The sequence below is a fragment of the Methylobacterium symbioticum genome (assembly GCF_902141845.1).
Lineage (GTDB): Bacteria > Pseudomonadota > Alphaproteobacteria > Rhizobiales > Beijerinckiaceae > Methylobacterium > Methylobacterium symbioticum.
The window spans coordinates 24,532-42,031 of sequence record NZ_CABFPH010000047.1 but is presented as its reverse complement, the minus strand read 5'-3'; the positions used below and the strand labels follow the sequence as shown (position 1 = coordinate 42,031).

At 71.9% G+C, this 17,500-nt stretch carries 22 protein-coding genes; 19 read left to right on the top strand and 3 right to left on the bottom strand.

The genetic code is table 11. From position 1 onward, the window contains the following. Nucleotides 1-363, bottom strand: a 363-nt coding sequence (locus tag MET9862_RS16395; protein WP_497756009.1) for a glycosyltransferase family protein, incomplete at its 3' end; no start/stop codon positions are given. 214 nt (nt 364-577) lie between these two features. Here MET9862_RS16395 and MET9862_RS16390 point away from each other — a divergent pair. The 3 genes from MET9862_RS16390 (at nt 578) to MET9862_RS16375 (ending at nt 3,785) form a co-directional block, all read left to right on the top strand. Beyond that, nucleotides 578-1,486 (top strand): aldo/keto reductase, encoded by a 909-nt coding sequence (locus tag MET9862_RS16390; RefSeq protein ID WP_142583980.1) that lies wholly within the window; start codon nt 578-580, stop codon nt 1,484-1,486. Continuing rightward, complete coding sequence (locus MET9862_RS16385; protein WP_142583979.1) at nt 1,476-2,198, top strand: NADPH-dependent F420 reductase; 723 nt, start codon at nt 1,476-1,478, stop codon at nt 2,196-2,198. Before MET9862_RS16390 ends, MET9862_RS16385 begins: the two co-directional genes overlap by 11 nt. Before the next feature lie 258 nt (nt 2,199-2,456). Continuing rightward, nucleotides 2,457-3,785, top strand: coding sequence for an NTP/NDP exchange transporter (locus MET9862_RS16375; RefSeq protein ID WP_142583977.1), 1,329 nt, complete (start codon nt 2,457-2,459; stop codon nt 3,783-3,785). Between the two features lie 144 nt (nt 3,786-3,929). Here the strand turns inward: MET9862_RS16375 and MET9862_RS29440 are convergent, their stop codons facing one another. Next, nucleotides 3,930-4,076, bottom strand: a complete 147-nt coding sequence (locus tag MET9862_RS29440) for a hypothetical protein (protein WP_185156887.1) — start codon at nt 4,074-4,076, stop codon at nt 3,930-3,932. Between the two features lie 253 nt (nt 4,077-4,329). Between MET9862_RS29440 and MET9862_RS16370 the strand changes: the two genes are divergently transcribed. From MET9862_RS16370 to MET9862_RS16340, 7 genes are all read left to right on the top strand, one after another. Continuing rightward, on the top strand, nt 4,330-4,797 hold the full coding sequence (locus MET9862_RS16370; protein ID WP_306438904.1) for a hypothetical protein: 468 nt from the start codon (nt 4,330-4,332) through the stop codon (nt 4,795-4,797). Beyond that, nucleotides 4,794-5,213 (top strand): hypothetical protein, encoded by a 420-nt coding sequence (locus MET9862_RS16365; protein WP_142583976.1) that lies wholly within the window; start codon nt 4,794-4,796, stop codon nt 5,211-5,213. Before MET9862_RS16370 ends, MET9862_RS16365 begins: the two co-directional genes overlap by 4 nt. Nucleotides 5,214-5,281: 68 nt before the next feature. Beyond that, a complete protein-coding gene (locus MET9862_RS16360) occupies nt 5,282-5,539 on the top strand; it encodes a hypothetical protein (RefSeq protein WP_142583975.1) in 258 nt (85 codons plus the stop codon). A 221-nt stretch (nt 5,540-5,760) separates the two neighbouring features. Beyond that, on the top strand, nt 5,761-6,258 hold the full coding sequence (locus MET9862_RS16355) for a DUF2934 domain-containing protein (RefSeq protein WP_142583974.1): 498 nt from the start codon (nt 5,761-5,763) through the stop codon (nt 6,256-6,258). 166 nt (nt 6,259-6,424) lie between these two features. Continuing rightward, a complete protein-coding gene (locus MET9862_RS16350) occupies nt 6,425-6,676 on the top strand; it encodes a hypothetical protein (protein WP_142583973.1) in 252 nt (83 codons plus the stop codon). 18 nt (nt 6,677-6,694) lie between these two features. Beyond that, nucleotides 6,695-7,393 (top strand): HAD family hydrolase, encoded by a 699-nt coding sequence (locus tag MET9862_RS16345; RefSeq protein ID WP_142583984.1) that lies wholly within the window; start codon nt 6,695-6,697, stop codon nt 7,391-7,393. A gap of 180 nt (nt 7,394-7,573) precedes the next feature. Continuing rightward, entirely contained in the window at nt 7,574-7,777 is a 204-nt protein-coding gene (locus MET9862_RS16340; RefSeq protein ID WP_142583972.1) for a hypothetical protein, read from the top strand. 133 nt (nt 7,778-7,910) lie between these two features. Here MET9862_RS16340 and MET9862_RS16335 read toward each other — a convergent pair whose 3' ends face one another. Beyond that, nucleotides 7,911-8,159, bottom strand: coding sequence for a hypothetical protein (locus MET9862_RS16335; RefSeq protein ID WP_244612746.1), 249 nt, complete (start codon nt 8,157-8,159; stop codon nt 7,911-7,913). A 144-nt stretch (nt 8,160-8,303) separates the two neighbouring features. Here MET9862_RS16335 and MET9862_RS16330 point away from each other — a divergent pair, with 144 nt between their 5' ends. The 9 genes from MET9862_RS16330 (at nt 8,304) to MET9862_RS16290 (ending at nt 17,473) form a co-directional block, all read left to right on the top strand. Then, entirely contained in the window at nt 8,304-8,762 is a 459-nt protein-coding gene (locus MET9862_RS16330; protein ID WP_142583971.1) for a DsrE family protein, read from the top strand. A gap of 91 nt (nt 8,763-8,853) precedes the next feature. Next, nucleotides 8,854-9,804 (top strand): LysR family transcriptional regulator, encoded by a 951-nt coding sequence (locus MET9862_RS16325; RefSeq protein ID WP_142583970.1) that lies wholly within the window; start codon nt 8,854-8,856, stop codon nt 9,802-9,804. An 82-nt stretch (nt 9,805-9,886) separates the two neighbouring features. Then, nucleotides 9,887-10,342, top strand: a complete 456-nt coding sequence (locus MET9862_RS16320; protein WP_142583969.1) for a type II 3-dehydroquinate dehydratase — start codon at nt 9,887-9,889, stop codon at nt 10,340-10,342. Beyond that, nucleotides 10,339-11,271: a 2-hydroxyacid dehydrogenase gene (locus tag MET9862_RS16315; protein ID WP_142583968.1), complete on the top strand. Its 933-nt coding sequence runs from the start codon at nt 10,339-10,341 to the stop codon at nt 11,269-11,271. Before MET9862_RS16320 ends, MET9862_RS16315 begins: the two co-directional genes overlap by 4 nt. Before the next feature lie 405 nt (nt 11,272-11,676). Continuing rightward, a complete protein-coding gene (locus MET9862_RS16310) occupies nt 11,677-13,134 on the top strand; it encodes a 4-hydroxyphenylacetate 3-hydroxylase family protein (protein WP_142583967.1) in 1,458 nt (485 codons plus the stop codon). A 223-nt stretch (nt 13,135-13,357) separates the two neighbouring features. Next, nucleotides 13,358-14,392, top strand: coding sequence for an ABC transporter substrate-binding protein (locus MET9862_RS16305; protein ID WP_210248110.1), 1,035 nt, complete (start codon nt 13,358-13,360; stop codon nt 14,390-14,392). Nucleotides 14,393-14,641: 249 nt separating this feature from the next. Further along, a complete protein-coding gene (locus tag MET9862_RS16300; protein ID WP_142583966.1) occupies nt 14,642-15,505 on the top strand; it encodes an ABC transporter permease in 864 nt (287 codons plus the stop codon). After that, nucleotides 15,505-16,323, top strand: a complete 819-nt coding sequence (locus MET9862_RS16295) for an ABC transporter permease (RefSeq protein WP_142583965.1) — start codon at nt 15,505-15,507, stop codon at nt 16,321-16,323. The genes MET9862_RS16300 and MET9862_RS16295 overlap by 1 nt, the downstream gene beginning before the upstream one ends. After that, nucleotides 16,304-17,473: an ABC transporter ATP-binding protein gene (locus tag MET9862_RS16290; protein ID WP_142583964.1), complete on the top strand. Its 1,170-nt coding sequence runs from the start codon at nt 16,304-16,306 to the stop codon at nt 17,471-17,473. Before MET9862_RS16295 ends, MET9862_RS16290 begins: the two co-directional genes overlap by 20 nt. Nucleotides 17,474-17,500 lie beyond the last annotated feature (27 nt).

The following is a 17,500-nucleotide window of genomic DNA, read 5'->3' as shown; positions in this document are numbered from 1 at the left end:
CACGGCGGCGGCGAGCCCGTCCGCGGCGAGGCGGGCCCGGGCGGCGGCCAGCGCCCCCACCATGCCGGGGGCGGGGAGGGCGTCCTGGTCGAGGAGGAGGAGGTGGCGCGCGCCCATCTCCCGCGCGGCGGCGGCCAGACCGTTGAGGGCGGCGGCGATGCCGAGATTGGCGCCCCCCGAGAGCAGGCGCACGCCCGAAGCGGCGAGCGTGGCGGCGGCCTCAGCCGAGACGCCGCCGTTCTCGAAGGCGAGGACCGGACCGGCCGCGCCGCGGGCGCGCGCCGCCACCCGGGCGATCTGCTCGAGGGACGGACGGAACAGGGTGATGCCGACGGCGACGGCGCCGCCCTCTCTCGGATCCATGACACGCGGCTCTCGGACACGCGGCTCTCGCGGGCGAAGGCGTCCGTCTGCGGCGGGACCGCCCCGGGGTCAATCGCCCGCGCCGATCGGCGCAGCCCCTTCGCCTCGGCCGCACGCTCCTGTCATGACGCGCGCTCCTTCGCCGAACCGGTATCCCCTTCGGCGGAGCGCGCTCTAGTTCAGCGCTCCCGAACCCCGAGCCGGGAGGACCCGCATGTCCCTGTCCCGCCGCGCCCTCCTCGCCGCCGGCAGCCTCGTGCCCCTGATGCCGCGCGGGCCTCTCGCCGCCGAGGAGGGGCTGATCCGCCGGCCGATCCCGAAGAGCGGGGAGATGCTGCCCGCCATGGGCATCGGCACCTCGCGCCGCTACGAGGTCGAGCCGACGCCCGAGAACGTCGCCCCCCTCGACGCGGCCGTGCGCCGCTTCGTCGCCCTCGGCGGCTCGGTGATCGACACCGCCCCGAGCTACGGCACCGCCGAGGACGTTCTGGGCAGGATCCTCGCGACGGGCGACCTGCGCTCCAAGGTCTTCCTGGCGAGCAAGGTCAGCGCCTCCGGGGCCGAGGGCGGCCGGGCCGAGATCGAGCGCTCGTTCAAGCGGATGGGCGTCGCGGTGATCGACCTGATCGCGGTCCACAACCTGATCGACACGAAGACCAACCTCGCCACGCTCCGCGACCTGAAGGACAGGAAGCGGATCCGCTATGTCGGCGTCACGGTCTGGCGCGACGGGCAGTTCGCCGATCTCGAGCCGGTGCTGAAGGCCGAGCCCCTCGACTGCGTGCAGGTGAACTACGCCGTCGACAACCGCGCGGCGGCCGAGCGCGTGCTGCCGCTCGCGGCCGACAGGGGCGTCGCCGTGATGGTCAACGTGCCCTTCGGGCGCGACCGGCTGTTCAAGGCCGTGCAGGGCAAGCCGGTGCCGGATTTCGCGCGTGCCTTCGGCTGCGAGACCTGGCCCCAGTTCTTCCTGAAATACGTCCTCGGCCACCCGGCCGTGACCTGCCCGATCCCCGGCATGGCCAAGGTGGCCTATGTCGAGGACAATCTCGGCGCCGCCCGCGGGCGCCTGCCCGACGCGGCCGAGCGCCGCCAGATGGAGACCTTCATCGATGCGCTCTGAGATCTCCCGCCGCGCGCTCGGCGCGCTCGCCCTCGGCTTTGCCCTGGCCGGCCCGGCCGCGGCCGAGCCGCTCAAGATCGGCGTCATCGGCGGCGGCAATATCGGCGGCACCATCGGCCCGCTCTGGGCCAAGGCCGGGCACCCGGTGATGTTCGCCTCGCGCCATCCGGAGGACCTGAAGGCGGTCGCCGAAGCCGCCGGCCCGAACGCGCGGACCGGCACGCCCGAGGAGGCGGCGCGGTTCGGCGACGTCGTGTTCCTGGCGGTGCCCTACAAGGCCTATCCGGACCTGGCGAAGGCGATCGGCCCCGCTTTGGCCGGCAAGGTCGTGCTCGATGCCGGCAATGCCACCAAGGCCCGCGACGGCGCCCTCTACGACGAGGTCCAGGCCGGCGGCCTCGGCGCCACCACGGCGAAGTACTTCCCCGGCGCCAAGGTGGTGCGCGCCTTCAGCACGGCGAACTACCGGATCTTCGCCAAGAACGGTGCCAATGGCGGGGCCGACCGCCCCGGCGGCCGCATGGCGATCCCGATCCTGGGCGACGATCCCGCCGCGCTGACGGTGGCCGAGGGGCTGGTGCGCGATGCCGGCTTCGACCCGGTGGTGGCCGGCGGCCTCAAGGAGGCCGACCGTTTCGCGATCGGCGCCCCCGGCTTCGGCCACGACGTCACCGCGCCGGAGCTGCGCCAGAAGCTCGGCCTGACGCAGTGAGAGGCGCCGCCGCTCGGCCGAGCGCGCGCTCGCAAGCTGTGCGCCCCTCGCCCCGCCTGCGGGGAGAGGGCCGTGTCTCCCCCTCGTCGGGGAGCACGGCGAGGCGGCAGCCGAGGGTGAGGGGGCTTCGACGGAAGAGCCCCTGCCGGAGCCGCCCCCTCACCATCGCTACCGCTCGCCGCATGCACGACAGGGTGCATGCGGCCCTCTCCCCGCAAGCGGGGCGAGGGGGTGCCCGTGTCGGCCGCGCCTGCCCCCATGCCTGACCCCGCCCCCCGCTCCGTCCTCGCCCGGCTGGTCGGATTGCGCCCGGGGGAGGGGCCGGTGCTCGCCTGGGCCTGGGCCTACATCTTCTCGCTGCTGGCCGCCTATTACGTGCTGCGCCCGATCCGCGACCAGATGGGGGTCGCCGGCGGCATCGAGAACCTGCCCTGGCTGTTCACGGCGACGCTGGTCGGCATGCTGGCGCTGAACCTGCCCTTCGCCTGGCTGGTGAAGAGCCTGCCGCGGGCCCGCTTCGTGCCGCTGACCTACCGGTTCTTCGCGAGCCACATCCTGCTCTTCGCCCTGGCCCTCTACGGGGCGCCGCCGGACTGGGACGTCTGGATCGGGCGGGTGTTCTTCGTCTGGCTGTCGATCTTCAACCTGTTCGTGGTGTCGATCTTCTGGGCCACCATCGTCGACGTGTTCTCCACGAGCCAGGGCAAGCGCCTGTTCGGCTTCATCGCCGCGGGCGCGACGGTCGGCGCCATCGCGGGGTCGAGCCTCACCGCGGGCCTCGCCCGCTCGGTGCCGAGCTGGGGGCTGATGCTCGGCGCCGTGGTGCTCCTGGAAGCCGCCGTGTTCAGCATGCGCGGGCTCGCCCGCCTGTCGGAGCGGCTGCACCGGGTGCCGGCCGAGGCCGAGGCGCAGGCGGGCGCCATCGGCGGCAGCATGTATGCCGGCATCACGCGCACGCTGGCCTCGCCCTACCTCCTCAACATCGCCCTGTTCCTGCTGCTGTTCTCGGTGACCTCGACCTTCCTGTATTTCGAGCAGGCGGGCATCGCCAAGCGCAGCTTCCCGGACCGGGCGGCGCAGACGGCGTTCTTCGCGAGCGTCGATCTCGCGGTGAACGTGCTGACGCTCGGCGTGCAGCTCTTCCTCACCGGACGGCTCACCCAGGCCATCGGCGTCGGGGCGACGCTCGCCATCCTGCCGGCGGTGAGCATGCTCGGCTTCGCAGCGCTTGCCGCGAGCCCGACGATCTGGGCGATCGTCGCCTTCCAGGTGCTGCGCCGGGCGGGCAACTTCGCGATCAGCCGGCCCGTGCGCGAGGTGCTGTTCACGGTGGTCCCGCGGGAGGACCGCTACAAGGCCAAGAGCTTCATCGACACGGTGGTGTACCGCTTGGGGGATCAGGTCGGCGCCTGGTCCTTCGCGGGGATCGGGGCGCTCGGGCTCGGCTCCACCGCGGCGGCCCTCGTCGCGGTGCCGCTCTCGGCCGCCTGGCTCGTCAACAGCCTCTGGCTCGGCCGTGCCCAGGCGAAGCGGGACCGGGCCGCCGAAGCCGAGCGGGCCGGGACGGGCTACGCCGAGGGGATCTGAGGGCCCATCGTCGGGCCGGACGCCGCGGCGGCTGCCGCCTGCGCCTCGGCCCGGATGCCCGTGCCGATCGAGGGCCGGGATGCCCGATCCAGGGCAGGATTCCCGATCCTGGGCCGGGATCGGCGCGGACGGGATCCGCGCCCGTCAGGCAGGGGGCCGCTGACGCGGACGGGCCGGGACCGGGCGGAGTGCCGCGCGGCGCGTGCGCAGGGCGCTGGCGAGCGCCGCGGCGAGGGCGGCGAGGAGGAGCGGCAGCGCGCCCTGCGCCTCCGGGGACACGAGGATCGCCATGGAACCGCCCTCCGCCGAAAGTCGATGGGAGCGAGGCTGAACCCGGAGGGTTAACGAGCGGTAAATGGCGGGCGGCCACGCTGGCCGTTAAGTTCCGATTCACCCTGGGCCCGGAATCTGCGGGACCGGACGGATGCAGGGGCCTGGCAAGAAGCTGGCAAGGGCTTGGCAAGAGGCCGCCACAGGGGCTGGGCACAGGCCGGCGACACGGCCGGCAAGGGGCCGGCAAGGGGCAGGGAGGAGCCGCCAGGGCATGAGACGCGACCCGCGCCGCAGGGCGCCCCGACCGGATGGCGGGGCCGCCCCCGTCTCGGCCGGCCTGATGGCCGGATTCCTCGCCCTGCTTGCGCTCGGCCCCGCGATGGCGGAGGAACCGCTGTTCCTGCGCATCCGGCCGCAGGGCGCGAGTCCGGCCGAGATCGGCGCGGGCGGCGCGGCCGAGGGCCTGTCCGAGGCCGAGGCCGCGCGGCGCGCCCGGGCGGCGCGCGAGGCGGTGTGGGAGCGCGCGAATGCCCGCGCCCGCATCGTGATCGCCTCGGTCTGCACCGGCTGCATGAAGCCCCTGCCTCCGGCGCCCAAGGCGACGGAGGCCAAGGCGATAGAGACGCCGGCCGCCCCCGCCGGACCGTTCGCGGCCCAGGCGCCGCGGCAGGACGACACGACAGACCCCGCCCCCCGCGCCGAGGGGGCGCCTCACGACGAGCCCGAGGTGACCCGATGACCCAGTCCCACCCGACGAGCGGTGCCGAGCCCGACGTCAACTGCCCGGTCTCCATGGAGCTGCTCGGCTCCGTCTACCGGGCCGACGACTACGACCTGCCCGAGATCCTGGAGGCGATCCCGCCGCTGAAGCGGGCGCAGCTCGCCGCCTATCTCTACGGCAAGAGCCACATGCACCAGCTCGGCCTGAAGGTGGCCCGGGCCTGCAGCCGCGAGGACCTGATCCGGGTCGCCGGCGAGATCGGCTCGGTGATTCACGGACAGGCGCATCTGAAGCCGGCCCGCCCGGCGCCGGAGGCCGCCGCGATGCCGGCGCCGAAGCCGAAGCCCGGCCAGAAGAAGGTCAGCCTCGCCGGCGCGCCGAAGAAGATCAGCCTCGGCGGCCCGGGCTCGAAGCGCAGCTTCGACTTCGACTGACCGGGCGGGACGGGCCACGCGCGGGGAGGAGGACCCCGCGCGGGCCTTCCGACACAAGGGGAGAGTGCATGTTCGGCTGGTGGACGCTCACGATGGACACGGCGATGCTCGCCCTCGAGAGCCAGCAGGTGATCGGGATGCGGCTCGCCATGCTCGCGACCGGCGGCACCGCCGCGCAGGCCGAGATGGAGCGCATGGTCACCGAGAAGATCGCGGCCGCGGGCGAGGCCGCCCTGTTGGTGGCCACCGGCGGCACCGCCGCGGGCGTGGTGGCCGGCTACCGCAGCAAGGTGCGGGCGAACGCGCGGCGGCTGTCGCGGCGCTAGCGCCGTTGTTTTGACGCGCTCGCGTCCGTCGAACCGCTCCCCTTCGGCGGGGAGCGCTCCGGTGCCTCCGTCGTGACGCGCTCTCTTTCGCCGAACCGGTACCCACTTCGGCGGAGAGCACTCCGGAAGCCAGCCCGCTGTTGCGGCGCGGCAAGGCATTAACCCACGCTTAACCCTACCCTCCCATCGTCGTGCCCGGGGACGGTTCCAGGAGGTACGGCATGGCAATCACCGAGCATCAGGTGCGCGAGCGCGCCTACTACATCTGGGAGGGCGAGGGCCGGGTTCACGGCCGCGCCGACCTGCACTGGCTGCGCGCCGAGGCCGAATTGCGCGTCGGGCCCGCCGAGACGGCGCTGCCGAAGCACGCCCGCAAGGCGGCGCCGCGCGTGAAGGCCGAGACCGCCGCGGTCGCGGCGACGCTCGCCGAGACGGACGCGCCCAAGGTGGCGACCAAGGCAGCGCCCAAGGCCAAGGCCGCGCCGAAGGCCGGTTCTGCCAAGACCGTGACCAGCAAGAGCGCGGCGACCAAGAGCGCGGCGACAAAGGCCGCTGCCCCGAAGCCCGCGGCCGAGATCGCCGCGAAGGCCGCCAAGGCGCCTGCCAAGGGTGCCGCCACGGGGGCCGCCAAGGGGGCCGCGAAGGGCACGGCGAAGGTCGCGGCGAGCCTCGCCGCCAAGGCGGCGCGCACGCCGGCCCGGGCCGCCGCCCTGCACTGAACGACCGCGCATCCCGCGCGCCGCACAGGGCCCGTCTCCGGAGAGGGGACGGGCCCTGTCCTGTTCCGGCCCCGGAACGGAGCCGAACCTCGGCCGTTGACACCGCAGACCCGCCCCAGCCCTCCCGCCGAGACACCCGCCCGGCCGGCCCCGCCGCGAGACCCCGATGAAGATCCCCGCCTGCCTTCTCGCCCTGGCCCTGCTGCCGCTGCCCGCGCAGGCCGGCCCGCTCGGCGCCCCGGTGCCGGTCACGGTCGGCGGCCGGGTGCCCTGGAACCCGCCCTGGGCCTACGATTCCGGCAGCGACAACGACCGCCGGCCGGAGTTGCCCTACTACCAGCAGGGCCGCGGCCAGCAGACCGGCGGCCCGGCCCGCAACCTGCTGCCCGATGACGGGCTGCACCTCGTCCCGCGCTGAGCCCCCTCCGCCATGGCGATGCGCGCGGTCGTCTTCGACATCGACGGCACCCTGCTCGACAGCGTCGACCTGCACGCGGCGGCCTGGGTGGAGGCCTTCGCCCATTTCGGCATCGAGGCCGAGGCGCGGGCGGTGCGGAGCCAGATCGGCAAGGGCGGCGACGAGCTGATGCCGGTCTTCGTCCCCGCCGACCGGCTCGCCCGGCAGGGGGCCGAGATCGAGGCCTACCGCTCCGACCTGTTCAAGCGCGCCTATCTGGCCCGGGTGAAGCCGTTCCCCGGGGTGCGGGCCCTGTTCGAGCGGATCCGCGCCGAAGGGCTCACCCCCGCGCTCGCCTCCTCGGGCAAGCGCGACGAGGTCGAGCACTATCAGGAGATCCTCGGGATCGCCGATCTCGTCGCGGTCGCCACCAGCTCGGACGACGCCGAGCGCTCGAAGCCGCATCCCGACATCTTCGCGGCGGTGCTGGAGAAGCTCGGGAATCCGCCGCCCGACACGGTCGTGGTGGTCGGCGACACGCCCTACGATGCCGAGGCCGCCGGCAAGGCGGGGCTCGCCACGGTCGGCGTCCTCTGCGGCGGCTTCCCCGAGGCGGATCTCTCGGCGGCCGGCTGCATCGCGATCTACCGCGATCCGCAGGACCTGCTCGACGGCTTCGATGCCTCGCCGCTGGCGCCGTCGCCGCTCCCGGGCCCGGACCGAACGCCCCCGGCCTGAGCGATCACCGCTCCGCGCGCTTGTCCGAATCGGCCGGATCCGGGACCGGAACGCCGGAACCGGAGAGGTGTGGACGCATTCACACGCCGGCTACCGAATTTTGCGCGAGGGGCTGGCCATCGCCGCGCGAAAGGCGTATCGGGCCGCCCTCAGTTCGGAATCGTTCGAGAGCGAAATACCATGCCCCAGTCGTTCGACGGCGTGCAGGGCCGGTCCGTGCCGGAGAAACCGCTTCATCAGCTCGTCGCTGAGGCGGTGCAGAGCCATGCGACCCCGATCAGCCAGCTCCTGCGGCTGATGGGGCGGGTCAATGCGGAAGGCGGCGCCAACGAGGGCCTGCGGGCTCAGCTGCGCGCCCGGATCGGCGCCCCGCTCCAGGCCTGATCGAACCCACGGATCGAGCGATTCGAGCCGGTTCCGCGCGAGCGGGCCGGCTTCGTCGTATCGGCTTGCCGGGCTTCCCGCAGACCGCTGGACAGATCTGCAGGAGGTGCATACCGATTCGCCCAATCGCCTCTCAGCGGCGGCGGCCCTTCGCCCGGCGCATGCAGGCATGGTAGATCTGCCGGCCGATCGCCTCGGGTTCGAGGCCGCGCGGATTGGGGGCCGAGAACACCCTGGCGCGGGCCTCGTTGCGGCAGGCGGCGTCCTGGAGGCTGCGGATCGGCGGCTCCGCCTGCGCGACGCCGCCCGACAGCGCCGCAGCCACCAGACCGACACCGATCAGTCCGCCTTTTCCCGCGCCCCTGCCCATACCCCTGGCCATGCCGCCGCGTCCCTCCCGCTGCTGCCCCGGATGCGGGGCTTGGCCGCGGAAGATAGGGCGCGGCGGGCGCGGGTGAAGCCGGCGGGCTTCCCGCGGGCCCGCGGCCCGTCCATGCTCGCGGGACACCGCCGGGAGGATCCGCCGATGAACCGTCGCCTGTTCGGCCGCGCCGGCCTGCTCGCCCTCGTCGGCCTGACGAGCGCGCGCGCCGCGGAGACCGCCGTCCCGCGCCACCGCATCGCGCTCCAGGTCGGCGTCAACGATCCGGCGCTGATGAACCTCGCCCTCACCCATATCGAGACCCTCGCGGCCCACTACGCCGCCGCGGGCGAGAGCGTCGCCATCGACCTCACCGCCCTCGGTCCGGGCTACCGGATGCTGCGGGCCGACACCTCGCCGGTGCGGGCGCGCATCGCCGAGATCGGCGCGCGCCACCCCTTCGTGGCCTTCTCCGCCTGCCAGCATACGCGGGCGGCGCTCGCCCGCGAGGCGGGCCGGGAGCCTTCCGCGATCCCGCAACTGCCGGAGGCGCGCGACGTGCCCGCGGGCGTGGTCCACCTCGCCGAGCTTCAGGAGCGGGGCTGGAGCTGCCTTCGCCCATAGACCCCGCGCGCATGAGCGGCGGCCCGGTGGAAGCCTGTGCAGAACGCGGCGGCGCGTTTCCGGATGCGCGGCGGGCGGCTAAGAACCGCTGATGCGGTTCACCCTGCGCCAGCTCGAATACTTCATCGCCGCGGGCGAGACGGGCAGCATCACCCTGGCCTCCGAGCGCATCCACATCTCGCAGCCCTCGATCTCGACCGCGATCGCGCATCTGGAGCGGGAACTCTCGGTGCAGCTCTTCGTCCGCCACCACGCGCAGGGGCTGTCGCTGACGCCGGCGGGACGCGAGATCCTGCGCGAGGCCAAGGTGCTCGTGGCCCAGGCCGAGGGGCTCTACACCCTGGCCTCGGAATCGGGCAGCCAGGTGCGCGGCCCGCTCTCGCTCGGCTGCATGGTGACGCTCGCGCCGATGCTGGTGCCGGAACTCAGCCACGCCTTCACCACGGCCTATCCCGCGACCCGGATCCGCTACGTCGAGGGCGACCAGGAGCAGCTCATCACCGGTCTTCGCCGCTCCGAGACCGAGGTGGCCCTCACCTACGACCTGCAGGTGCCCGACGACATCCACTTCACGCCGCTCGCCGACCTGCCGCCGCACGTTCTGGTGGGGGAGGGGCACCCCTTCGCGGGCCGCGCCGCGGTCGCCATCGCCGACCTCGTCGGCGAGCCGATGATCCTGCTCGACCTGCCGCTCAGCCGCGAATACTTCCTCGCCCTGTTCATGGCCGAGGGGCTGCAGCCGGTGATCGCCGCGCGCTCCGCCCATCAGGAGGTGGTGCGCACCATGGTGGCGAACGGCTACGGCTACACCCTGTTCAACGTGCGGCCCCGCTCCGACCTCGCCCTCGACGGCAAGCGGCTCGTGCGCGTGCGGCTGGCCGGCACGCACCGCCCGATGCGCATCGGCCTCGCCCGGCTGAAGCAGCTCAACCGCTCGCGCCTCGTCGAGGCCTTCGAGAGCCATTGCCGGGCCTTCATCTCGGATGCCTACATCCCCGGCATGGTCGCCCCCGCCACCGACAGGCGGGTGAAGCGGGGATGAGGACCATCCCCGCGCCCCGTAGGCCGCGGGGGCAGGGAAGCATGCGCCTGCCTCGACCGATTCCGCCCCTGGAGAGCCCCCGATGAGCGCCCCCATCCCGATCCTCTTCCTCAACGGCCCGAACGCCAACCTCTACGGGCTCGACCCGAGCGGCACCTACGGCAGCGAGAGCTTCCCCGCGCTCCAGGCCCGCTGCGAGCGCCACGCCGCGTCGATCGGCGTCGCCCTCGACTTCCGGCAGTCGAACCACGAGGGCGTGCTGGTGGACTGGATCCAGGAGGGGCGGGGGACGAAGGCCGGCCTCGTCATCAACGCCGCCGGGCTCACCTACAGCTCGGTGCCGATCCTCGACGCGCTGCTCGCCTTTCCCGGCCCGATCATCGAGACCCATATGAGCAACATCTGGAAGCGCGAGCCCTTCCGCCACCATTCCTACGTGTCGCGGGCGGCCACCGGCGTGATCGCCGGCCTCGGCGGCCTCGGCTACGAGCTCGCCATCACGGCGGTCGCCACGCTGGTGCGGGAGGGGGCGAAGTGAGCGAGACCCTGGTCTTCGCGAGCGCGGTCGATCCGGTCGAGCCCTGGCGCGCGGCGCTGGAGGCGGAATTGCCGGATCTCGCCGTCCGCACCCCCGAGGCGATCGGGCCGGAGGACGACGTCCGCTACGCCCTGGTCTGGAAGCCGCCCGCGGGCTTCTTCGCGCGCCATCCGGGCCTTCGGCTCGTCACCATCCTCGGCGCCGGGGCCGATGCGCTGGCCGGCCGCGACGACCTGCCGGACGTGCCCGTCACCCGCCTCTCCGATCCCGAGATGGCGCGGATGATGGCGCAGTACGTGCTGTTCGCGGTGCTGCGCTACGCCCGCGACATCCCGGCCTTCGAGGCGGCCCAGCGGCAGGGCCGCTGGCACTACGTCCACCCGCGCGAGGCCCGCGAGATCCGGGTCGGCGTGCTCGGCCTCGGCGAGCTCGGCGGCACCGCCGCCCTGGAGCTGGCGCGCCAGGGCTTCACGGTGTCCGGCTGGTCGCGCACGCCGAAGGACCTGCCCGGCATCGCCTGCCATGCGGGACAGGAGGCGCTGATCCCGTTCCTGCGCGAGACCGAGATCCTGGTGGTGATGCTGCCGCTGACCCCCCAGACCCGGCGCCTGCTCGGGGCGGCCGAGATCGCGGCGCTGCCCGCGGGCGCCAAGCTCGTCAACGTCTCGCGCGGCGCCATCATCGACGAGCCGGCGCTCGTGGCGGCCCTGGCCTCCGGCCGTCTCGGCGGCGCGACGCTCGACGTGTTCGAGACCGAGCCGCTGCCCGAGGGCCACGCCCTCTGGGGCATGGAGAGCGTGCTCGTCACGCCCCACCTCGCCTCGGTGGCGATCCCCGCGTCCGCCGCCCGGCAGGTGGCCGAGAACATCCGCCGGGTGCGCCGGGGCGAGCCGCCGGAGCAGCAGGTGGACCTGACGCGGGGCTATTGAGGGGCGGGACTTCCCGGCCACCGCGGAGAAGGTCCAGAAGCGGGATCCCGGTTTCCGACTCTTCACCAGATCCGCGATAGGCCCCCTCTCCCGTTCGGGAGAGGGTTGGGGTGAGGGACGAGAACTCTACGGAGAGGTCGCGTCAGTCAGCGCTGCCTCTCCTCCTCCTTGCGGGGAGGGGATCCGCGAGCAGCCGTTCCGATCAATCCGGACAATTCTCGACCCTCACCCTGTCCCTCTCCCGAACGGGAGAGGGGACCCGCGCCTTCTCGTCCAGTCCGCGCCCGCACAGGTGGATCGGCCCTCCTGCATCAAGAAACCCGATCCAGAGCCCTCCTGAAATCGTATTTTATCGCGTCGCCCGGCCGGTCCAGATTTCGGATCAGACCAGCACGGAGCTTCGAGATGATCCGCACCGGGGACGAGTACCGCGCAGGCCTGCGCGACGGGCGCGAGGTCTGGATCGACGGCGAACGGGTCCGGGACATCACGCGGCACCCGGCGCTCAAGCCGATCATCGACGTCAAGGCGCGCATGTACGACATGCAGCACGAGGCGGCCTATCAGGACCGGCTCACCTACGTCGAGGACAACCAGCGCAAGCCGATCTTCTACCGCCCGCCCCGCGAGCAGAAGGATTGGCACGACAAGACGAAGGCCATCGACCTCGTCCTGAAGGATATCGGCGGCGTCGTCACCCGCGTCGGCGACGAGACCATCGGCGAGATGTGGTCGCTGATGGACGGGCGCGACGTGCTCGCCGAGATCGACCCGCGCTTTGCCGACAACATCGACCGGCACGTGCGCGCCGTGATCGAGACGGACGTGTTCCACGTCTCCGCCAACACCGACCCGAAGGGCGACCGCTCGCGGCCCCCGCAGGAGCAGGACCCGGACATGATGGTCCGCGTCACCCGCGAGACCGATGCCGGCATCATCGTCCGCGGCGCCAAGTACGAGACCGCCTCGGCCTATGCCGACCAGGCCTTCCTGAAGCCCACCGTCGGCGCCTGGAGCAGCGAGAAGCTGTCCGACTACGCGGTCGGCTGCATCGTGAAGATGGGCGCGCCCGGCGTGAAGCACATCTGCCGCTCAGGCTTTGCCGGCAAGTCGAGCCCGGCGGACTATCCGCTCGCCAACCGCTTCGACGAGGTCGAGGCGCTGGTGGTGTTCGACGACGTGCTGATCCCCTGGGAGGACGTGTTCTTCTACCGGCACACCCGCGCCGCCCAGCACGTGCGGGCGACGCTGCACCGCTACTCCGCCTTTCCCTACGTCCTGCGCCTCCTCTACAACGCCGACATGATGATCGGCGCGGCGATGTGGAACGCCAAGCAGACCGGCCTCGACAAGCTGCAATCGGTCCGGGAGAAGCTCGCGGATCTGGCCTGCTACCGCGAGGGCATCAACGCCCACCTCACCGCCTCGATCGCCATGGCGGAGACCAGCCCCGGCGGCCTGCTGATGCCGCAGCAATCGATGCTCTATGCCGGCCGCGTCTTCGCCTGCTCGCAATTGCCCGCGATGATGCACATCGCCCGCGAATTGTGCGGCGGCCAGATCTGCATCACCCCGAACGCCGACGCCTTCGCGGCGGAGGGCTCGGGCCAATGGCTGAACAAGTTCTACAGCCTCAACGACCAGTGGCAGGCCGACGACCGGCGCAAGCTGCTGGCCTTCGCCCGCGATCTCCTGAACTCGGACTATGCCGGCCACCGGCTGACCTTCGTGCAGTTCGCCCAGGCCCCGCACTTCAACCACCTGGCGGCGGTCTACAACAGCTTCGACTTCGCGGGGCCGCTCGACTTCGTGCGCAAATCCGCCGGCCTGTCCGACCGGATCCTCGGCGGGGCGGAGCGATAGGCGCCGCGGCTCCGCGGAGCCGCGGTGGGAAACGGCGCGCCGGTTCCGGTGCGCAAGTCGATCGCAGGTCGGGATCCGGCCTGCGATCCGTATTGCATGAACAGGACAAGGATATCCATACTGCAAGCACCGAATGGATTCCGATTTCTACGCGACACTTCAAGAAATCGGCACGGCGTTTGCTAGGGCATTGCGGCGAAACACTCGCGAAGGAGTTGACAGCGTGAAGCGCTACCTGGCCCCCATCCTTGCCCTCACGGCCCTGGTCGCCTCGGTCGCGCCGGGGCAGGCGGCGGAAAAGCTCGTCGTCAGCACCTGGGGCGGCAGTTTCCGCGACCTGATCGACGAGGCCATCGCCTCGAAATTCAAGGCCGAGACCGGCGCCGAGGTCGAGTACATCACCGGCGGCACCATCGACCGGCTGAACAAGGCCAAGCTCGCCAAGGACGCGCCGGAGAGCGACGTCACCTTCACCACCGCCCATGTCGGCTGGCTCTACGTCAATGACGGGCTGTTCGAGACCCTCGACCTGTCGAAGATCCCGAATGCGAAGAACCTCGTCGAGCCGGCGAAGGTCAGCCCCGCCCATCTCGGCACCTGGGGCTACGTCTACACGATCGGCTACCGCGCCGACCTGGCGCCCAAGGGGATGACCTTCGGCTCCTGGGCCGATCTCTGGGATCCGAAGCTGAAGAACAGCATCGCCGCGCCGGATTTCGACCCGAGCCACATCATCGCCGTCTCGGCGATCCTGTCGGGCGCCGATCCCGCCACCTGGGAGAAGGGCCAGGCCAAGCTCGAGGCGCTGAAGCCCAATTTCCGGGCCTTCTACACCAACGACGCCAACAGCCAGCAGCTCATCGCCACCGGCGAGACCCCGGTCCAGGTCGTGCTGACCATGAACGCCTACTACATGAAGGGCCAGGACGTGCCGATCACCGTGGTGATCCCGAAGGAGGGCGGCGTTCTCGGCATCGACACGGTGGCGATCAACAAGGGCTCGAAGAAGGCCGAGCTCGCCTACAAGTTCATCAACATCGCCCTCGACCCCGAGGTGCAGGCCAAGATCGCCCAGCTCAAGAAGGGCAGCCCCACCGTCACCAACGCCAAGGTCGACCCGGAGACCGCCAAGTTGCCCGGCGTGTTCACCACGGCCGAGCAGTGGAAGAGCCAAGCCATCAACATCGACCCGAAGCTCCGGGCCGAGAAGACGGCGCTCTGGCGCAAGTGGTTCGCCGAGAACATCATGGCGCGCTGAGGCTCGGGCAGGCTTCCCACTCCCCGCTCGCGGGGAGTGGGCCCACGCTCCCCCTCGCCGGGGCGCGTGGCGAGGCGGCAGCCGGGGGTTGAGGGGGCTTGAACGACAGAGCCTCCTCCGGAGCCGCCCCCTCACCGCCGCTGCGGCTTCGCCTCCGCTTCCCGCAGGCACGACGCGGTGCCTGCGGGCCTCTCCCCGCAAGCGGGGAGAGGGGTTTCGCTCCACCCGTGTCGATCAACCGGAAGAGTCATGAGACCCGCGATCCGCCGCAGGCCCTTCCTGCCCCTGTTCGTGACCCCCGCCGTGCTAGTCGCCGCCGCGATCGTCGCCGCCATGGCCGCGATCCTGCGCTACAGCCTGCACGCCTACGTGCCGGGCTCCCTCGACGTCGGCGGGCTCACGCTGGAGAATTTCACCGATCTCGGCCGCCCGATCGTGCTGCGGGCGCTGCGCGACACGGTGCTGATCTGCTTCGAGACGGCGCTGATCACCCTCGTCGTCGGCTATCCCGTCGCCTACGCGCTGGTGCGGACCCGCTCGGTCGCGCTCAAATCCGTCATCCTGGTCACGGCGGTGACGCCGCTCTTCCTGGGCGAGGTGGTGCGGACCTATGCCTGGACGGTGGTGCTCGGCAATACCGGCTTCGTCAACGCGAGCTTGCGCCAGCTCGGGCTGATCGAGCGGCCGATCCAGTTCATGTTCACCGAACTCGGCGTGATCATCGCCCTCGTCCACGTGACGCTGCCGGTGATGGTGATCATGCTGGCCGCGGCGCTCGCCCATATCGACCGCGACTACGAGCGCGCCGCCCAGAGCCTCGGGGCCGGGCCGGTGCGGGCCTTCCTCACCGTGACCCTGCCGCTCTCCATGCCCGGCGTGGTGGCGGGCTTCACCACCGCCTTCGCCTGGACCTTCAGCGCCTTCGCGACGCCGCAGGTGATCGGCGGCGGCAAGGTCGGCGTGGTCTCGACGCTGGTCTACCAGCTCGGCCTGTCCTCCTTCAATTTCCCGGTCGCCGCCTCCCTGAGCCTCGCCGGGCTCGTGCTGGCGCTCGGCACGATGTGGGCGGTGCGCCGGGCCGCCCGGCCGCTCGAAGCGATGGGAGGCCATTGATGCGCCGCGGCCTCCGCACCCGGATCCTCGGGATCTCCGGCACACTGCTCGTCGCCCTGATCCTGGCCTTCATCGTGCTGCCGGCCTTCGTGGTGACGCTCGCCGCCTTCAACGACCGGGCGATCCTCAGCTTCCCGCCGGCGAAATATTCCACGCGCTGGTTCACCCGGGCCCTGACCTACCGCGACTTCCAGACGGGGCTGTGGAACAGCCTCGTGGTCACGGCCTGGGCCTCCTCCATCGCGCTCGCCGTGGGCACCGGCTTCGCCATCGCGCTGAAGCGCTACGCCTTCCGCCTCAAGGACACGCTCGAGGGCGTGCTGCTCTCGCCGCTCATCGTGCCCCACTTCACCATCGGCCTCGGGCTCCTGGTCCTGGCGACGGGGCTCGGCGCGGCGCGGGGCTTCGCGGTGGTGGTGGTCACCCACGTCATCGTGGTGCTGCCCTTCGTGATCCGCAGCGTCTACATCTCGCTGCAGAACATCGACGAGCGGCTGGAGCTCGCCGCCGCGAGCCTCGGGGCGCGGCCGGGCCGGGTGCTCACCACCATCACCCTGCCGCTGCTGGCGCCCGGCCTCGTCAGCGGCTGGCTGTTCGCGGCGATCCTCTCCTTCAACGAGTTCACCGCCTCGCTCTTCGTGACGGGGCAGGCGACCCAGACCCTGCCGGTGGCGATGTACGGCTATGTCCGCGAATTCGCGGATCCGACGCTGGCGGCGGTCTCGGTGATCTACATCGCGGTGACGGCCGCCCTGCTCACCGTCGCCAATACGTTCCTCGGGCTCGGCAAGGTGCTGAATGTTGAGCAAGGCCGTTGATCTCTCCCCGCCGGCGAACCTGCCCGGCGCCTCCCCGAGCCCCCGGCCCGCGCCGGCGGTGCGCCTCGACGGGGTCGTGAAGCGCTTCGGCACGGTCACGGCGCTGGAGGAGACCTGGCTGCAGGTGCAGCAGGGCGAGTTCCTGACGCTGCTCGGGCCGTCCGGCTGCGGCAAGACCACCCTGCTCAACCTGATGGCGGGCTTCCTGGAGGCGGATGAGGGCGAGATCTTCATCGGCGGCGACCTCGTCACGGCCACGCCCCCCTACGAGCGCCAGATCGGCATCGTCTTCCAAAACTACGCCCTGTTCCCGCATATGAGCGTGGCCAAGAACGTCGGCTACGGCCTGCGCATGCGGGGCGTGGGGAAGCGCGAGATCGCCGAGCGGGTGGGGCAGGCCCTCGACCTCGTGAAGCTGTCCGGCTTCGCCGACCGCTCGCCCCGCCAGCTCTCCGGCGGCCAGCAGCAGCGCGTGGCGCTGGCCCGGGCGCTGGTCATCCGGCCGAAGGTGCTGCTCCTCGACGAGCCCTTCTCGGCGCTGGACAAGAACCTGCGCGGCGCGATGCAGGTGGAACTGAAGGAGATCCAGCGCCGGCTCGGGGTCACCACGGTCTTCGTCACCCACGACCAGGGCGAGGCGCTCAGCATGTCCGACCGCATCGTGGTGATGTCGGCCGGCCGCATCCGCCAGATCGGCACGCCGGATCAGGTCTACCGCCACCCGCAGGACCGCTTCGTGGCGGGCTTCATCGGCGACGTGAACCGGCTGCCCGCGCGCCTCGAATCCTGCACGGCCGAGCGCGCCACCGTGGCGATCCGCGACCTGCGCCGCGAGGTCGAGGCCGGCACCCTGCGCGACTGCGCGCCGGGCGCGGCGGTCGACGTGTTCGTGCGGCCGGATCATCTCACCGTACGCCCCGCGGGCGAGCCCGGCACCCTGCCGGCCCGGGTCGCCGCCCTCGTCTATCAGGGCTCGCATATCGACCTGCACGCCGACCTCGACCCGGGCCTCGCGGAGGGTTCGGGAGCGGACGGGCGCGTGGTGGTGCGGATGCCGGGGCAGGGGGCGCTCGCCACCCACGCCCCGGGCACCGAGATCGGCCTCCTCGTGCCCCAGGCCGGCCTCGTCGCCTTCCCGCCGGAGGGGTGAGGCGGGTCCGGGCAGCCTCCATCCCGA

What these genes read in the sequence shown, in the direction of transcription:
- MET9862_RS16390 (WP_142583980.1), top strand. Translation starts at nt 578, where the DNA reads ATGTCCCTGTCCCGCCGCGCCCTCCTCGCCGCCGGCAGCCTCGTGCCC.
- MET9862_RS16385 (WP_142583979.1), top strand. Translation starts at nt 1,476, where the DNA reads ATGCGCTCTGAGATCTCCCGCCGCGCGCTCGGCGCGCTCGCCCTCGGC.
- MET9862_RS16375 (WP_142583977.1), top strand. Translation starts at nt 2,457, where the DNA reads ATGCCTGACCCCGCCCCCCGCTCCGTCCTCGCCCGGCTGGTCGGATTG.
- MET9862_RS29440 (WP_185156887.1), bottom strand. Translation starts at nt 4,076, where the DNA reads ATGGCGATCCTCGTGTCCCCGGAGGCGCAGGGCGCGCTGCCGCTCCTC.
- MET9862_RS16370 (WP_306438904.1), top strand. Translation starts at nt 4,330, where the DNA reads ATGAGACGCGACCCGCGCCGCAGGGCGCCCCGACCGGATGGCGGGGCC.
- MET9862_RS16365 (WP_142583976.1), top strand. Translation starts at nt 4,794, where the DNA reads ATGACCCAGTCCCACCCGACGAGCGGTGCCGAGCCCGACGTCAACTGC.
- MET9862_RS16360 (WP_142583975.1), top strand. Translation starts at nt 5,282, where the DNA reads ATGTTCGGCTGGTGGACGCTCACGATGGACACGGCGATGCTCGCCCTC.
- MET9862_RS16355 (WP_142583974.1), top strand. Translation starts at nt 5,761, where the DNA reads ATGGCAATCACCGAGCATCAGGTGCGCGAGCGCGCCTACTACATCTGG.
- MET9862_RS16350 (WP_142583973.1), top strand. Translation starts at nt 6,425, where the DNA reads ATGAAGATCCCCGCCTGCCTTCTCGCCCTGGCCCTGCTGCCGCTGCCC.
- MET9862_RS16345 (WP_142583984.1), top strand. Translation starts at nt 6,695, where the DNA reads ATGCGCGCGGTCGTCTTCGACATCGACGGCACCCTGCTCGACAGCGTC.
- MET9862_RS16340 (WP_142583972.1), top strand. Translation starts at nt 7,574, where the DNA reads ATGCCCCAGTCGTTCGACGGCGTGCAGGGCCGGTCCGTGCCGGAGAAA.
- MET9862_RS16335 (WP_244612746.1), bottom strand. Translation starts at nt 8,159, where the DNA reads ATGGCCAGGGGTATGGGCAGGGGCGCGGGAAAAGGCGGACTGATCGGT.
- MET9862_RS16330 (WP_142583971.1), top strand. Translation starts at nt 8,304, where the DNA reads ATGAACCGTCGCCTGTTCGGCCGCGCCGGCCTGCTCGCCCTCGTCGGC.
- MET9862_RS16325 (WP_142583970.1), top strand. Translation starts at nt 8,854, where the DNA reads ATGCGGTTCACCCTGCGCCAGCTCGAATACTTCATCGCCGCGGGCGAG.
- MET9862_RS16320 (WP_142583969.1), top strand. Translation starts at nt 9,887, where the DNA reads ATGAGCGCCCCCATCCCGATCCTCTTCCTCAACGGCCCGAACGCCAAC.
- MET9862_RS16310 (WP_142583967.1), top strand. Translation starts at nt 11,677, where the DNA reads ATGATCCGCACCGGGGACGAGTACCGCGCAGGCCTGCGCGACGGGCGC.
- MET9862_RS16300 (WP_142583966.1), top strand. Translation starts at nt 14,642, where the DNA reads ATGAGACCCGCGATCCGCCGCAGGCCCTTCCTGCCCCTGTTCGTGACC.
- MET9862_RS16295 (WP_142583965.1), top strand. Translation starts at nt 15,505, where the DNA reads ATGCGCCGCGGCCTCCGCACCCGGATCCTCGGGATCTCCGGCACACTG.
- MET9862_RS16290 (WP_142583964.1), top strand. Translation starts at nt 16,304, where the DNA reads ATGTTGAGCAAGGCCGTTGATCTCTCCCCGCCGGCGAACCTGCCCGGC.